At 59.1% G+C, this 14,888-nt stretch carries 16 protein-coding genes and 1 riboswitch; of the genes, 8 read left to right on the forward strand and 8 right to left on the reverse strand.

Annotated features, from left to right (window positions below; translation table 11 throughout):
* The first annotated feature begins 1 nt into the window (after position 1).
* The 6 genes from ACN0XM_RS01690 (at position 2) to ACN0XM_RS01715 (ending at position 5,682) form a co-directional block, all read left to right on the forward strand.
* Positions 2 to 688, forward strand: coding sequence for a response regulator transcription factor (locus ACN0XM_RS01690; protein WP_417565179.1), 687 nt, complete (start codon positions 2 to 4; stop codon positions 686 to 688).
* Entirely contained in the window at positions 685 to 2,097 is a 1,413-nt protein-coding gene (locus tag ACN0XM_RS01695; RefSeq protein ID WP_417565180.1) for an ATP-binding protein, read from the forward strand. Before ACN0XM_RS01690 ends, ACN0XM_RS01695 begins: the two co-directional genes overlap by 4 nt.
* Positions 2,098 to 2,192: 95 nt before the next feature.
* A complete protein-coding gene (locus ACN0XM_RS01700) occupies positions 2,193 to 2,975 on the forward strand; it encodes a glycosyltransferase family 2 protein (RefSeq protein WP_417565181.1) in 783 nt (260 codons plus the stop codon).
* A gap of 1 nt (position 2,976) precedes the next feature.
* Positions 2,977 to 3,645 (forward strand): TVP38/TMEM64 family protein, encoded by a 669-nt coding sequence (locus ACN0XM_RS01705; RefSeq protein ID WP_417565182.1) that lies wholly within the window; start codon positions 2,977 to 2,979, stop codon positions 3,643 to 3,645.
* Positions 3,646 to 3,654: 9 nt separating this feature from the next.
* A complete protein-coding gene (locus ACN0XM_RS01710) occupies positions 3,655 to 5,403 on the forward strand; it encodes an ArnT family glycosyltransferase (protein ID WP_417565183.1) in 1,749 nt (582 codons plus the stop codon).
* 48 nt (positions 5,404 to 5,451) lie between these two features.
* Positions 5,452 to 5,682, forward strand: coding sequence for a hypothetical protein (locus tag ACN0XM_RS01715; protein ID WP_417565184.1), 231 nt, complete (start codon positions 5,452 to 5,454; stop codon positions 5,680 to 5,682).
* Here the strand turns inward: ACN0XM_RS01715 and ACN0XM_RS01720 are convergent, their stop codons facing one another.
* Both ACN0XM_RS01720 and ACN0XM_RS01725 read right to left on the reverse strand, forming a co-directional pair.
* Positions 5,683 to 7,086 carry a sensor histidine kinase gene (locus ACN0XM_RS01720; RefSeq protein WP_417565185.1) on the reverse strand — a complete coding sequence of 468 codons (1,404 nt, stop codon included), beginning with the start codon at positions 7,084 to 7,086 and terminating at the stop codon, positions 5,683 to 5,685. It abuts the gene before it with no gap.
* Positions 7,083 to 7,808 (reverse strand): response regulator, encoded by a 726-nt coding sequence (locus ACN0XM_RS01725; RefSeq protein ID WP_099618037.1) that lies wholly within the window; start codon positions 7,806 to 7,808, stop codon positions 7,083 to 7,085. Before ACN0XM_RS01725 ends, ACN0XM_RS01720 begins: the two co-directional genes overlap by 4 nt.
* A gap of 218 nt (positions 7,809 to 8,026) precedes the next feature.
* Between ACN0XM_RS01725 and ACN0XM_RS01730 the strand changes: the two genes are divergently transcribed.
* Both ACN0XM_RS01730 and ACN0XM_RS01735 read left to right on the forward strand, forming a co-directional pair.
* Positions 8,027 to 8,371 carry a hypothetical protein gene (locus tag ACN0XM_RS01730; RefSeq protein ID WP_417565186.1) on the forward strand — a complete coding sequence of 115 codons (345 nt, stop codon included), beginning with the start codon at positions 8,027 to 8,029 and terminating at the stop codon, positions 8,369 to 8,371.
* A gap of 64 nt (positions 8,372 to 8,435) precedes the next feature.
* Entirely contained in the window at positions 8,436 to 8,960 is a 525-nt protein-coding gene (locus tag ACN0XM_RS01735; protein WP_417565187.1) for a cytochrome b, read from the forward strand.
* Positions 8,961 to 8,993: 33 nt separating this feature from the next.
* On the opposite strand, the gene ACN0XM_RS01740 is transcribed toward ACN0XM_RS01735, so the two are convergent.
* The 6 genes from ACN0XM_RS01740 to ACN0XM_RS01765 all read right to left on the reverse strand — a co-directional run bounded on the left by ACN0XM_RS01740 (position 8,994) and on the right by ACN0XM_RS01765 (position 14,526).
* Positions 8,994 to 9,155 carry a hypothetical protein gene (locus ACN0XM_RS01740; protein WP_417565188.1) on the reverse strand — a complete coding sequence of 54 codons (162 nt, stop codon included), beginning with the start codon at positions 9,153 to 9,155 and terminating at the stop codon, positions 8,994 to 8,996.
* 161 nt (positions 9,156 to 9,316) lie between these two features.
* On the reverse strand, positions 9,317 to 10,006 hold the full coding sequence (locus ACN0XM_RS01745; RefSeq protein ID WP_417565189.1) for a VIT1/CCC1 transporter family protein: 690 nt from the start codon (positions 10,004 to 10,006) through the stop codon (positions 9,317 to 9,319).
* Positions 10,007 to 10,056: 50 nt separating this feature from the next.
* Complete coding sequence (locus tag ACN0XM_RS01750; protein ID WP_417565190.1) at positions 10,057 to 10,821, reverse strand: ABC transporter ATP-binding protein; 765 nt, start codon at positions 10,819 to 10,821, stop codon at positions 10,057 to 10,059.
* On the reverse strand, positions 10,821 to 11,813 hold the full coding sequence (locus ACN0XM_RS01755; protein WP_417565191.1) for a FecCD family ABC transporter permease: 993 nt from the start codon (positions 11,811 to 11,813) through the stop codon (positions 10,821 to 10,823). Before ACN0XM_RS01755 ends, ACN0XM_RS01750 begins: the two co-directional genes overlap by 1 nt.
* A complete protein-coding gene (locus tag ACN0XM_RS01760) occupies positions 11,800 to 12,687 on the reverse strand; it encodes a cobalamin-binding protein (RefSeq protein WP_417565192.1) in 888 nt (295 codons plus the stop codon). The genes ACN0XM_RS01755 and ACN0XM_RS01760 overlap by 14 nt, the downstream gene beginning before the upstream one ends.
* 33 nt (positions 12,688 to 12,720) lie before the next feature.
* On the reverse strand, positions 12,721 to 14,526 hold the full coding sequence (locus ACN0XM_RS01765) for a TonB-dependent receptor domain-containing protein (RefSeq protein ID WP_417565193.1): 1,806 nt from the start codon (positions 14,524 to 14,526) through the stop codon (positions 12,721 to 12,723).
* Between the two features lie 137 nt (positions 14,527 to 14,663).
* A riboswitch (cobalamin riboswitch) is annotated at positions 14,664 to 14,886 on the reverse strand.
* Positions 14,887 to 14,888 lie beyond the last annotated feature (2 nt).

Consider the following 14,888-nt stretch of genomic DNA (forward strand, 5'->3'; position numbering starts at 1 on the left):
GATGCGCATACTCCTGGTAGAAGACGACCACCTGCTTGCCCGAACCATGCTGGACATGCTGCGGGAAGACCAGAACACCGTGGACTGGCTGGATGACGGCCAGCAGGCGCTAAGCGCCCTGGGAGAGGAGCACTTTGACCTCGCTATCCTGGATCTGACCCTGCCCCGGGTGGACGGGCTCGAAATCGTCCGGCGCTGCCGACAAGAGGGCAACCAGACGCCGATTATCATCCTGACCGCCAGGGCGGACCTGGACGAGAAACTGCGGGGTCTGGATGCCGGTGCCGACGATTACCTCACCAAACCATTTGCCATGGCCGAACTCAAGGCCCGGATCAGAGCCGTAACCCGGCGCGGACGGGCAGACAGCCCGGCCACCGGGTTAAGTGTTGGCCGCCTCACCTTGCATCCGGATACCGGGAATCTGTCGATCAATGGCGACAAGGTGGCACTGCCCCGCAGCGAATTCCAGATTCTGCATTACCTGATGCGCCACCCGGACCAGGTCGCCACCCGCCGCCGGCTGGAAGAACAGTTGTATGGCTGGGAGCCAGGTGCCGAAAGCAATGCCCTGGAGGTACATGTACACCACCTGCGCCGAAGGATTGGCAAAACCACCATCCGCACGCTCAGGGGCGTGGGCTATCTTCTGGACAGTGAGGCAGCCAGCCGGGAGCCATCGGAATGAGCCTGACGCGCAAGCTCACCCTGCTGGTAACGAGTACCGTTTTTATCATCACATTGATCGCGGCCGGCTGGGGTTACTATGTCAGCGACCACCAGCTGGAAGAACTGTTCGATGCCGAACTCGCCCAGAGCACACGGATTGTTCAGGGACTGATAGAGCATCTGTCCGGAACCCAATCGGTCGAGCAGCTCTCACAAACGCTCTCCAGAACGCTGCAGCTACCGGAAAGCGCTTACCAGGGTGACGAAGAGGACGACGAGATTCTCCCGGATGGCGCCGGCCACAAGTACGAACGCAAGCTGGCCTTCGAGGTGTGGTCCCCGGACGAGCATCCCATTCTGGACACCCTGCGCGCCGACGACGCGCAAGGGCTGGAGCCGGGTTTCAGCTGGCAGGAAGTCAGCGGCTATCAGTGGCGTACTTTCACCCTGGAAGATCCGGCGACGGGTTACTGGATAAGGACCGCCCAGCGGGAGGATGTCCGCAACGAACTCAGTCAGGAAATTGCACTCGGCAATGTGCTGCCCTTCCTTATCGCGCTGCCCCTGCTGGCGCTTGCGGTCGTGGGCTCCATCCAGCTGGGCTTTCAGCCGTTACGCAAGCTGGAAAGACCGGTTCGCAATATGGCGCCGGAAAACATCCACCCCCTGGATGATCGCCAGGCGCCTCGGGAGGTCGCAGGGCTGGTACATGCGGTGAATGGCCTGCTGCGGAGGCTGAACCAGGCGCTGGAACGGGAGCGACGATTTTCGGCCGATGCCGCACATGAGCTACGGACACCGTTGGCGGTGTTGCGACTGAATCTTGAGAAAGCCTGTGCAGACAAACCGGAGCAGTTCCAGGACCTGATCCAGTCGGTGGACCGCATGGTGCACCTGGTTGAGCAAATGTTGTTACTGAGCCGGATCGATGCAGGGACCGATTTTGCCCCGGCGCACCACAACCTGTCGGCAATTATTGAACAAAGCATTGCCGATGTGGCACCGCTGGCCCTGAAGAAGAATATTGAGCCGGTACTGGAAGACGATGCAGGCCAGGCCCTGGTGTGCTGCCACAGCGCCCTGATCAATACCCTGATGCGCTCCCTGCTGGCCAATGCCATTCAGTACAGCCCCGAACATACCGTTATTACCACACACCTCGCGCCTTCCGGCGACGGTTACCAGATAACCGTCTGTGATCAGGGCCCTGGCATTCCAACGGAAGAGCGGGAACGGGCTCTGAGCCGTTTCGTCAGGCTTGATCAGCGACTTGGTGGCGGAGCCGGGCTCGGGCTTGCCATCGCCCGCCGCATTGCAGAACTCCACCGAGGCCAGCTCACCCTCGCCGCAAGGGAGGACGGTCAGCCCGGACTATGCGTCAGCATCTGGCTGCCTGCACGTTCTTCCTCTCGAAACAGCCACTCTTAAGATTGAATTAAGGTTAAAGGCGTACCATATTTACTCGTATTGACGGGGAATGTTGAACCGCCCCGTTAAAGTTCAGCTTTCGAGGACGTCTTGAGATGGGCAAGGAAAGAACCCTGTCGCTGGTTATTCCGGCCAAGGATGAGCAGGACAACATTGCCAACCTGCTGACAGAAGCCTTCGGTGTCATGCGGGATTATCCCGGCTTCGAGGTTGTTCTGGTGGATGATGGCAGCCGGGACCAGACCCTGGATACCGCTATCCGGGCGGCTCGATCCCTTGGTGGTCGCCTCGTCACGGTTCGTCATGAACAGAGCATTGGCCAGAGCGGCGCGCTGGCCACGGGCATCAGGCACGCCCGAAGCCGTCTTATTGTGACAATGGATGGTGACGGCCAGAATGATCCCGCTGACATTCCGGCACTGCTGCAGAAGGCAAACACGATCCAGGCATCGGATTTCTGTATTGCGGGCTATCGGAAGAACCGCAAGGACACTGCCTGGAAACGGTTCCAGTCACGGCTGGCCAATCGCGTGCGCGACGCCCTGCTGCACGACGGCGTGCCAGACACCGGGTGTGGCCTCAAGTTGTTCCCCCGGTCCACATTCCTCAAGCTGCCCTGGTTTGACCATGGACACCGGTTTATCCCGGCGCTGGTGCGAGGTATTGGCGGAGAGATTGCGATCGTGGAAGTCAACCACCGCCCCCGTACAGCCGGCACCTCCAAATACAACGCGTGGAACCGGGCCTGGGCCGGCATACTCGATCTGTTCGGCGTTCTATGGCTGCTCCACCGGACCCGTATTCCCGTCATTGCCAACCCTGTTACGGCCAACCCCGTTGATTCCGATACCCCGGCATCGGTAACGGAGCAGTTCTGATATGTTCAACTGGTCCCGCTGGGTGGCGTTTGCCGCGCTGGCGCTGGTTGGCTATCTGGCAATCCAGAATGGCTGGTTCGACTTTATTGCGGACAGGGCCCAGGTAGCCAGTTACCTGCACAGCCATGGAATTGAGGGCCTGCTGGCTATCACCCTGGCCGGCGCGATCTTCACCGGTATCGGTGCGCCCCGACAGCTGCTGGCCTTTGTGCTCGGCTTTGCCCTCGGAGGTATCAACGGTACCCTGGTATCAACGCTGGCAGCGGCTATTGGCGCCACTGGGTGCTTCTTCACCGCCCGATGGCTGTTGCGAGTACCCCTGACCCGCCGGTTCGGCCGGCGCATGCGCCAGTTTGACGATCTGTTTCAGGAGCAGACCCTACTGAAGGTGCTTATGGTCCGTTTGTTGCCCGTGGGCAGCAACCTGGCGACCAATCTCGTTGCCGGCTGCTCCGGTATCCGTTTCCTGCCCTTCCTGGCCGGCAGCACGCTCGGATACCTTCCGCAAATGCTGGTATTCGCTCTGGCAGGCGCCGGCATTGGCGCTGCTGACGAATACCAGCTGATCCTGAGCGTTGCGCTGTTCATTCTGGCCTCCATGATTGGCGCGTTGCTTTACCACAATCAAAGAGCAAGAAACCTGGCCAATTCCGTTTCCGATCATCCCTGAGACCGATTCATGCCCGCATCACCTTTCGTTCGCCATCTCCCCGATTACCTTTTCAACCTTTCGCGGAACCGGCTACTGCTCGTGCTGCTGGCATTTGCCGCAGTGATGATTTTCACCGGTATCGGCCTGCGATCCCCGTGGCCCGCCGATGAACCTCGCTTTGCCGAGGTTGCCCGGGAAATGGTGGCTTCCGGTCAATGGCTGATTCCCATGAGAGGGGGCGAGTTCTATCCGGACAAGCCTCCGGTCTTCATGTGGAGCATCGCCCTGTTCTATTGGTTAACAGGCAACCTGAAAGTCGCCTTCCTGTTGCCAAATGCGCTGTGCAGCCTGCTAACCCTGGGTCTGGTATTCGATCTTGGCACACGGCTGTGGAACCAGCGCACCGGCACCATCGCCGTATTGCTGTTACTACTGGCGCCGCAGTTCCTGATTCAGGCACAGAAGGCCCAGATTGATGCCATGGTCGCAGCCTGGATTACCGTCGCCTGTTACGGTCTGATCCGGCATTTTTTCACCGGGCCGGCCTGGGGCTGGTACTTTGTGGCCTGGGCTTTTATGGGCCTTGGCATAATCACCAAGGGTGTCGGGTTCCTGCCCGCATTCATGTTTATCCCGATCCTGGTACTCAGCCTCCGGAACCGTCAGCTTTTTTCCGGCACACTTACCTGGCGCTGTGCGCTTGGTCCGCTGGTCATGATCGCCGTCGTTGCGGCCTGGCTGATTCCCATGGTGCTCTACGTGAACAGTGTGGGCACAGAGGAGGCTCTTGCCTACCAAAATAACATTCTGTTCAGACAGACCGGCGAACGGTACGCCGACTCCTGGGGCCATTTCCAGCCCTGGCATTACTACCTGACCGATGCTATTCCCTCCCTCTGGTTTCCGCTGCCACTACTGTTACTTGCATTGATAAGTCCCCTCGTGGGCGCCATCCGGCGAAACCCGGTCATTCCCGTTCTGCTGATCTGGATAGCCCTGGTTGTGGTGTTTTTCAGCATCAGCCCTGGCAAGCGTGGGGTGTATCTTTTGCCGGCATTGCCCATGTTCGTCCTATGTCTTGCGCCGCTACTGAGCACTCAGCAACCAGCCCGCTGGTTTCCAGCGGTTCTGACGGCACTGCATTTGCTGCTGGCCACCGCTCTGATCGTTGTTGGCCTTATGGCCTGGAACGACCATCCCAGGTTGGTCGAAAAAGTGGCGGACTACAGTCGGGACCCGGCACGGCTGCATGAGGCCGGGACGCTGGTGTTCAGCGTGGGTCTGGTATGGCTGATCAGCCTTGCCGTGTTCTGGCGCTCAAACGCGCTGGGGCGCCTGTTCGTGGCCATGATGATCAGCTGGCTGCTTTTCACAACCTGGGGTTACCGGGTTCTGGAACCATTGCGAACGCCTCGCAACATTCTCGCGGCTGCGGAGCAGAGCGTTCCCGCCGATGCGCAACTCGGCATGATTGATTTCCGGGAACAGTTCATCCTGTTCTCCAGGCTCGATTTCACGCACTTCAGCTTTTTTACGGGCCTTGAACAGGAAAACCGCAACGCCTGGCTGTGGATGAAGGAAACCGCAGACAGCTACCTCATCGTCGCCGATCAAATTGAGTTGCAATGCTTTACAAAAGAGGGCGCTATACCTTTGGGAACTGCTCACCGGGACAACTATCTTTTACTCGGTGATGAGCAGATGAAGCCCAGTTGCGCACCGCCCGCCAGGATCAAACGGTTTACCACGCCGGCTCCTGGCAGTTGGCAAGACTGAGCTGGCAGTGCATAAAGACCGACCGATGGCGTCAAAAGAAAATAAACGATGAAAAAACAAGATATTAAAGCACTTCGGGAAGAGAGCCGCGTTGATTCAGTGAAAATCGTGCGATCCCCCTCAGATGCACACGAATGGGTCGTGCTCTTTAAGGAGATTGAAGGAAAGAGCTTTTTCCTGATCTCTGACGATGATCAGGTGTGTAGCTACGCGACTCTGGATGCTGCCGTTGAGGCGCTGGATGCGCTGGGATTTGCGCGTGCGGAAGTTCTGTTCTGATCAAGCCTGCCCGGTATGGGGCAACGTGACCGAAACCTGCAAGCCCTGGCCTTCCGGGCCGGACTCGAGCCGAATATCTCCGCCCATGCCACGAATCAGGGTGCGTGCGATGGCCAGCCCCAGGCCAGCACCACCAGTCTCACGACTGCGGGACTGCTCCAGGCGGTAGAAGGGCTCGAATACCCGTTCGCGTTCCGCTTCCGGGATACCCGGGCCCTGATCGGTGACGGTAATGACAGCCTCGTTCTCGGTAGTGCCCAGTTTCACCTCTGCGCGCTGCCCGTAGTGCACCGCATTTTCGATCAGGTTGCGCAGGGCGCGTTTGACGGCTTCCGGCTGTCCTTGAAGGACGCATCGTGGGCTGTCCTCGTAGTCTACGGCCAGCCCCATGTCCTGCAGATCACCACAAAGGCTGTCCAGCAGGGTGGCCAAATCATAACGGCGGTGCTGTTCGGTGGTGCTGCCTCGGATGAAGTCAAGGGTGGCTTCGGCCAGGTGCTGCATCTCCTGCAGGGACTCGAGCAGGCGATCCCTGTCCTCGCCTTCAGGCAGCATTTCCACCCGCAGCCGCATTGAAGTAATGGGGGTGCGAAGATCGTGTGCAAGGGCCGCCAGCAGCCGCCCTCTATCTTCCTGCGCGCGGCTGACCTGATACTGCATCTGGTTGAAGGCGCGCGTTACTTCGCGGATATCTTCAGGGCCTCGCTCCGGAATCTCGACCTTTTCTCCACGCCCGAAGGCATGGGCGGCATTACTCAGTTCGTTCACGGGCCGCAGTATGTGGCGGATAGCCAGCAGCAGCGTGAAAATCAGCAGTATGGCAGTAATGCCAACGCTGGTAAGAGTTGCCTTGAGCCAGAGCCAGGAGGGCGCCGGTTGCTGAGCCCGAGCGTTGACCCACTGCCCCGAGGGCAATGCCAGGGATACGCTCAGGGTGGGCGGGCACTCATGTCGTTCCTCGTCTCGATCATCTTCGTCATGGTCGTCGTGTTTTTCGCGTTCGTCATGCCCATCCTGATCCGATTCGTGCCCCGGCAAACATTCCTGCTCATCGGCTTTCATTGCGGTTCGCACCTGCTCCCGGGTCAGACCCAACTCCGTCGCCAGTTGCTCCGTCATCGCGGGGGTCCTGTCGTCGGTGAGATGAGCAGTCGGATCGATGGAAAGCTGCAGGGAGGGGCTCGAAAGTGCCCGTAATATGCGTTCCTGCCGCTCCGGGTCTGTGGTGTCGAGCAGGGTGTAGGCATCGGTAACCCGTTGCAGCACATGTTCGACGCTTGCGCTGCGCAAGGCGCCCTGGCGCTCACCGGCCAGAATCGCGATGGTGATGATCTGTGCCACCAGCAGCACAAGGACCAGCAACAGTGCCAGCTGTCCTCCGGAACGCCGGGGCCACAACCTCATTGCCCTGCCCCTGCCACGCTGGCAATCCATTGGTAGCCGCCTCCCCAGATGGTCTTGATCAGCCTGGGATTGCGGGGGTCCGGATCGATTTTCCGTCGTAGCCGGCTGACATGGTTGTCGATACTGCGATCGAACGCGTCCGCTTCCCGGCCCAGGGTCAGATCCATGAGCTGATCCCGGGACAGCACCCGACCGGCGTGCTCCAGAAACGCCAGCAGCAACTTGTACTCGGCGGTGCTGAGGGACACTTCGACGCCTTCAGGATCGATCAGTTGATGGCGGTCGACGTCCAGGGTCCAGCCCTCGAATGACAGGCATTGCCCGGCCATCGGGCTGCGTTGGGGCGGTAGCGCGATTGTGCGGCGCAGAACCGCCTTGATGCGGGCCAGAAGCTCCCGCGGGTTAAAGGGTTTGGTCAGGTAGTCGTCGGCGCCCATTTCCAGGCCAACGATGCGATCCGTTTCCTCGCTCATGGCGGTCAGCAGAATAACCGGCAACTCGGTGTGTTCACGCAGGTAACGGCAGAGAGTCAGGCCATCGTCTCCCGGCATCATGATGTCCAGCACAACCAGGTCGACAGAGTGGTCTCTCAGCTGGCGTTTCATGGCATCCCCACCATCGGCCAGGTACACACGCAACCCGTGTTCCTGCAGATAACGACCGACCAGGTCGCGAATGTCTCGGTGGTCGTCGACCACCAGAATCGTGGGAGAGGTGCTCACTTGTTACTCCGTCTGGATGCTCATTGCCCCGAGTATAGGGGAGTCATCGCGGCAGATGGGCATGAGGTTGTCAAAAATCATCCCAATTCAGGCTGTTGAGACAATTTGCGACAAATTCGACCACCAGCCGAGACAATTCTGCGACGTTTTCCTGGTGCAATAGCTCGCAACCAGCAATGACATTTCGTCATGGGTTTTATTCAACAAGGAGTCCTGTCATGAAAAAAACCACCACGATTGCAGCTTTGTCGGCCGCCGCTTTGCTAGGCGCAGCGCCGCTTTTGGTGTCCGCGGACGACGATGACCGGGGAAAAAGCCGTTATGAGCACCGCACTGACAGCAAGCTCATGAACGCCAACCTCAAACAATACAGCACTGACGAAATGCGCATCATGGCTTATGGCCAGGCGCTACGCCGATTCGGTCCGGGGGTGGAAGTTACTGTGAATGAAACAAAGGACGGTACCTATCTGGTGCAACTACGGGACGCTGAACAGAACCTGATCCGGGAGCAGGAGTTCAACAAATACGCCGCACCGGTTCGAGGCTCTCACCAGAACTGATATCCCCTAATCAACGCCGAGTGCCCTGTAGGGGCGCTCGCCAACATCCTCAAGGAGATTGACGATGACATTGATGGACGCTGAAAGCCGCTACGGGGCTGTTTCCCGGGGTGTGCACTGGATTATGGCAATCCTGCTGCTGGCCATGCTCGGCAGCGAGGTGTGGTTCGAGGCTCTGGAAGATACCCTCTCGGAGGCCTCGTTGATGGCCTGGCACCAGAGTATCGGGCTGACACTGCTCGGACTGGTGGTGTTTCGTGGCTTTTGGCGATGGCTGAACCGGTCGCGCCTTGCACCGCCTGTGCGCTGGGCCAGCGTGGCAAAGTGGGGACATATCGCCTTGTACGCGCTGATGATTCTGATGCCACTATCAGGACTAGCTGCGGCCCTTGGGGAAGGAGACACAGTCACTTTCTTCGGATGGACGGTTTTTGCTCACGGGCCGGAAGTGGAATGGCTGGAAAGCAGTGGCGAAGACGTCCATGAGGTTCTGGCAAACGTGCTCTGGCTGATGATCGGCGTGCATGTGGCTGCAGCGCTGGCACATCAGTACCTGCTCGATGACCGGATCATGAAGCGTATGGCGTGAATGCTGGGGGTTCGGCGCCTGGCGCCGAACATATCAGCGAGCTTTCAGGTTTATCTGTTTCGATCCTGCAGAGGGAATTTGCCCGCTTTTACCCTTGCTTACATACTCAATGGCCCCGCCGGACTTTAAGAAAGCAGCGGTTTGCTCCTCAATTGTGGCGGTAGTCACTGTATCTTTTATGAGTTTCTTGCTCATGGTGTTCTCCCGGTTGAACGCTGGCTCATTCGCCAACTTCTGAAGACCATTATGCCTGAAATAGGAAAAAATTGTTGCATTTTATAATTAAATTAGATTTTCACTATCGCCATTACGGCGATAATTCGTGCAAATAACCCGGTTTCCAAAGCGGTGCAAGATTAAGTCGCTACTCCGAATAACGCACCGACCCCAGCAGTCAAAGCCATTGCCAGGGCGCCCCAAAAAGTGACCCGAAAGGCCGCTATAAGAACTGGAGCGCCGCCTGTTTTCGCTGCTAATGAGCCCAGTAATGCAAGGAACACAAGTGCGCTGCCCGGAACAGCCCACATAAGCATGGAAGCTGGTAACAACAGGACGACAAGCAGAGGAAGAGCCGCACCCACCGAGAATGTTCCTGCCGACGCAAGCGCAGCCTGAATGGGACGAGCCGTTAAGATTTTCGAAATGCCAAGTTCATCGCGCGCATGGGCTCCAAGAGCATCGTGCTTCATCAGTTGGCTTGCTACCGTGGCTGCGAGTGCCGGATCCAACCCGCGCCTGACGTAAATCTCAGCCAGCTCCGCTTGCTCTTGTTCAGGTGCGTCAGCCAGTTCTCTGCGCTCTCTGACAAGATCGGCCTGCTCCGTATCAGATTGTGAGCTGACTGAGACGTACTCACCCGCTGCCATCGACATAGCGCCTGCAACGAGACCGGCAACACCTGCGACCAACACAGCCTTGGTTTCCGTTCCGGCGGCGGCCACACCAAGCACCAGGCTGGCGGTAGATACAATGCCGTCGTTTGCACCAAGAACCGCCGCCCGTAGCCAGCCGATCCGATCTGTCCTGTGTCTTTCAGCATGCCTCATACAGAGCTCCAAATAAAAGGTGAGCAGTAGACCATCGCGATAGCACCCGGCTAGCCGGGCACAAAAACGGGAAACCCGTCCAGCTCAGTAGACAGCAGGCGCTGGCCAAACAGTTTCTCGAGCGCCGAGACAACCAGCATATCCCGGGCCGGGCCCCAGCAGGCCTGACCATCTGGAAACATCAGCAGGATCTGATCACACCAGCGGGCGGCCAGATTCAGGTCGTGCAGGCACATGAAGACTGCCCGCCGGGATGTGGCCTGGCTGCGCAACAGCTTCATCACCGAGGTTTGATGTTGAAGATCCAGATGGTTGGTGGGCTCGTCCAGCAGCCAGATTGCCGGCGCCTGGGTCATCAGCGTGGCGATGGCGACCCGCTGCCGTTCACCGCCGGAGAGTGTGTTTACCAACCGGTCCTTCAGATGGATGACGCCCAACGCATCCAGGGCGTGCTCGGCAATGGCCAGATCCTCACCACTTTCCATCTGCCAGGGTGACAACCAGGGATGGCGGCCAATCAGGGCCGTTTCCAATGCCGTGGCAGGAAACCCGTCCTGCCGGTCCTGGAACACCAGGCCCATCTGCTGCGACACCCGTTTGCGGCGGATATCTGCCAGCGGCAGGCCGTCCAATATAAGCCGGCCGCCGCGGGGCTCCCGAAGACCGGCCAGAGTGTGCAACAGCGTGGTTTTGCCTACGCCATTCGGGCCCAGAACGCCCCAGACCTGGCCCGGCTGCAGGGACAGGTTCAGGGGCACACCCGGGGTGCGTCCGGGAATGTCGATAATCAGCTCGTCGGTGGCCAGGGTTGTCATCAGCGACTCCGGTAGAGCAGATACAGGAAAGTCGGAACTCCAATCAGTGCGGTGATCACACCCACCGGCAGCTGTTCCGGCGCGATCGCCACCCGGGCCAGCGTGTCGGCCAGCACCAGCAGGGTACCGCCTGCCAGGGCGCAGGCGGGCAGAATCAACCGCTGATCATTGCCCAACACCAGCCGCAACATGTGCGGCACCACCAGGCCGACAAAGCCGACCGCTCCGGCCATGGTAACGGCGGTCGCCGTGAGCAGGCTGGCCATCAGATAGATAAACCACTCCAGAGGCCGGACCGACACACCCAGGGCAGCCGCCTGCAAGGAACCCCGGGCCAGCACATTCAGCGTTCGCCCCAGCGGAAACACCAACAGACAGACCAGAGCCAGAATCACCAGCCCTGGCCAGGGGGTGACGGCGTGGGAGAGATCCCCCATCAACCAGTACAACATGCCCGGAAGCCGGGCCGCGGGTGTCATGGAAAGAATAAGTGTGATCACCGCGCCCCAGCCGGCGGCCACCACCACACCGGTCAGCAGCAGGCGAGAGGGGGTCCAGCTTCCGCTGCCATGGGCAAGGCCAAACACCAGCAGAGTCGCCAGCATGGCGCCGGCGAAGGCGGAACCGGATACCAGAAAGCCCGCAACGCCGGCCAGCATGGCCAGCAAGGCGCCAACCGCCGCGCCGCCGGATAAGCCAAGCACATAGGGATCCGCCAGCGGGTTGCGCAGCAGCACCTGCATGAGTGCACCAGCTACCGCGAGCAAGCCGCCGGTGGCGAACGCGCTCAGGGTGCGTGGCAACCTCAACTCGAGGATCACGATTTGCTGAAGGTCAGTGCCACTACCGGCCAGCACCCTCAGGGTGTCGTCAATACCGGTGCCGCTGCTGCCAATACTGACCGACAACAAGCCCGCCGCCAGGCTCGCCAACACCAGGATCAGCAGGGGCTTCAATGGGCTGGAGACTGCAGCGGGGTCAGAGATTGGCACGGGCCTGCTCCAGGGTCTGGCACAGATGTCTGGCGCCTTTCACGATACGAAGCGTGGGCCGGGCCAGCAGATCCGGTGGTTCCAGGAACAGGTTACCGGCCGACACGGCTGTGAGGCTGGGGAACTGCTTCCAGTACTCCAACCATTGGCTATTGCCCGCTTCTCCGGCGGTAACAATCACCTCCGGATTGACGGCCAGCACCGCTTCCCGGCTGATCCGGGGCACCAGCCTCGGCAACTGGCCGAATACGTTGACGCCGCCACACAGTTCGATGGCCTTGCTGATCAGCTCCTCCCGGTTCACGGTCATCAGTGGTTGGTCCCAGATCTGATAGAACACCCGGACCGGCTGCGCGCGGGCATACTCGGACTCCAGGCTGGAGATTTCCTGGCGGAAAGATTCCGCTCGTGTTTGCCCCACAGTAGGCTGCCCCGTCAAAAGAGCAAGCTCCTCAACCGCCCGGGCAATATCCTCGAACGTGCGCGGGGCCAGCCAGAACACCGGGATACCAAGCTCCGCGATCCGTTCCAACTGGCTGCGGGAGTTGCCATCACTCCAGGCCACCACCAGATCCGGTGCCAGCGAGACGATCGCCTCCAGATCCAGCCGGTTGCTGTCGCCCACCTGAGGCAACGCCGCAGCCTCGGCCGGGAAATCACTCCAGGCACTGACGGCCACCACGCTGTCGCCGGCGCCGGCAGAGAATAGCAGCTCGGTGGCACCGGGGGAGAGGGAGACGATCCGGCCGGCAGGGCTCGGCAAACAAACACTGTGCTGAAGAGCATCTTGGGCGCACACCTGCGCCGCCGACGCCCCCCCGGATAGCATCAAGAGCAACGCAATAAGACCGATTCCAGCGTTTCGAATGGTCATCTATCGGTCGTGTCCTCGATTTCAGGAACGCAACTAGCGAACAAAATTGTAGCGAACTGACAGCAATGCCGTTCGTCCTGCACTGATGTAATTCCGGTTGCTGTCGTACTGAGCCAGCGCATACTCATTATCCAGCACATTATCGATAGAGGCCGAGACCTGCCAACCTTCAGCAAAGCTCATACCTGCCCGCAGGTTCCAGACAGCATAGCCAGGGATCCGGATACGACTGACCACTTCATCAAACCGGTGGCTCTCAGCGCGGACACTTGTTCCCGCATACCAGCGACCAAAGTCCTTGTCGAGATCAACGCGAATGCTCTGCTCGGGACGACGAATCAGTTGAGAGCCATCCTCCTGGTTTTCGAAGTCGCCCAGGCTGGCTACTGCTTTAGTGCTCCAGCCGTTGCGTTGCCATCCCACAACAAACTCCATGCCCCTGAGCCTGGCCTTCTCTACGTTGAGCGGCTTCCCGGCTTGACTGTCATAAACAATCAGTTTGTCGACCTCGCTTTGATAAATGGCTGCATCCCAGAACCAGTTCTGGTAATTACCTTCCATGCCAGCTTCATAGCTAATCGATTCCTCGGGCTCGAGATCTGGGTTACCGAAGCCGAAGGGATAATAGAGGTCGTTGAAGGTCGGCGCCTTGAAAGCTGTTCCGGAGCTGAGCCTCACGCGGTGATGGGGATCAAATTGATAGCCATAGGCTGCCCCCCATGTTTCATGGGCTCCATAAGCCTCATTGTCATCGCTTCGCGCGCTGAAATGGAGGTCAGACGGCCCGAAGTTCAGTAGGGCCTGGCCAAAAAAAGCATCATTGTCACGGCTGTTTTCAACGTAATTGGTTGATGCCTTAACCTGGTCAGTCATTGTTTCGGCACCCACGACAAACTCATGCACTCCTGCGGTAAGCCAGTTTTCGATGCGAGATGTGCGCGTTTTCGTTGTCACCTCGAAAGGGAAAGAACCGTAATCTTCAAGAACATCGCGGGCGTCCGAAAACTGTAGTGACGTCCGCCAGTTCTCGGTTACCGGAAGGTCAACCCCAACGCCGGCAACCTGAAACACAAAATCGTTATAACCGCCTTCATACTCTGCGGTCCCCTCCGCACCGAGATAGGTGACATTGGTGCGGACACCATTATCGAATTCATGACTGGCACTGAATGTACCTGAGTTGTTGTCGTAGGCCTTGTCCTCGCCACCTTCGATAACCGGAGTGCCATCGGTGCGAAAACGGTTAACAGCAACATTCACGGCACCGTTTTCATCAATGCTAGAGAAACCCGCCGAGTAGTTCTGCGTATCCAGATTGCCGGCGCTCGCTTCCACCCACTCCCGGGTGCCTTCACCTTCTGGAATTGTAAAAGCCTGAACCACACCGCCCATGGCATCCGAGCCGTAAAGGCTACTGCTGCTCCCCCGGACAATCTCCACCCGACTGATGAGTTGGGGAGGCAAAAACTGCCAGGCAGGAGAACCGGTTGTCGCCGATCGAATCCGAATGCCATTGACGAGGAGCACCGTAGCATCGGATTCATGGCCCCGAATAAAAACGGTGGTCTGCTTGCCCAGAGCGCCGTTGCCGGATATGGCAATGCCCGGCTGCGAGGCCAGGAGATCCTGGAACTCGAGGGGTTGCCACTTCTCAATCTCCTCCTCACTGATTTCAGCGACGGAAGACAGGCCTTCGCCAATGGTCTCAGGTCCAAGGGTGGCGGTAACAACAATCGGATCCAGCGCACCGGCATCGTCACTCTGACTCAGTGCCAGGCCAGGCAGGGTTAACAGTGACGTAGCGGTCACCAGGACAGGTAAGGACGGTCTCAAAGACATTTTTTTCGCTCCGTAATCCGCGCTCGCCCGCACGGAAATCAGGTTTTTATGCTGCGGAACGGACAGGAAGGGGCAGGCGGTCATCGGGTGGCAGGAAAGCAGAACCGGACTATCACCCACCCAGGTCGCCCACCGCAACATCGGGTGTTTTTCCAGGCCGGTCTCCGGGCTGACAGGCGGAACCGGAGTTCCCGGGCAATCACCTTCCCATGCCATGACGACACAGTGGCGCTTCAGATTGCCGTTATCCTGCTTACCGTTGCGGGGGCAGCATCGGACTGGCCCTGGCGTTGCCAGGCTACCGATTTCCCGTTTCACCCGTCGCGCTATGCGACGGACACCTGAAAAAAAGAATGGCAAGG

The organism is Marinobacter sp. (genome assembly GCF_048269445.1).
GTDB lineage: Bacteria > Pseudomonadota > Gammaproteobacteria > Pseudomonadales > Oleiphilaceae > Marinobacter.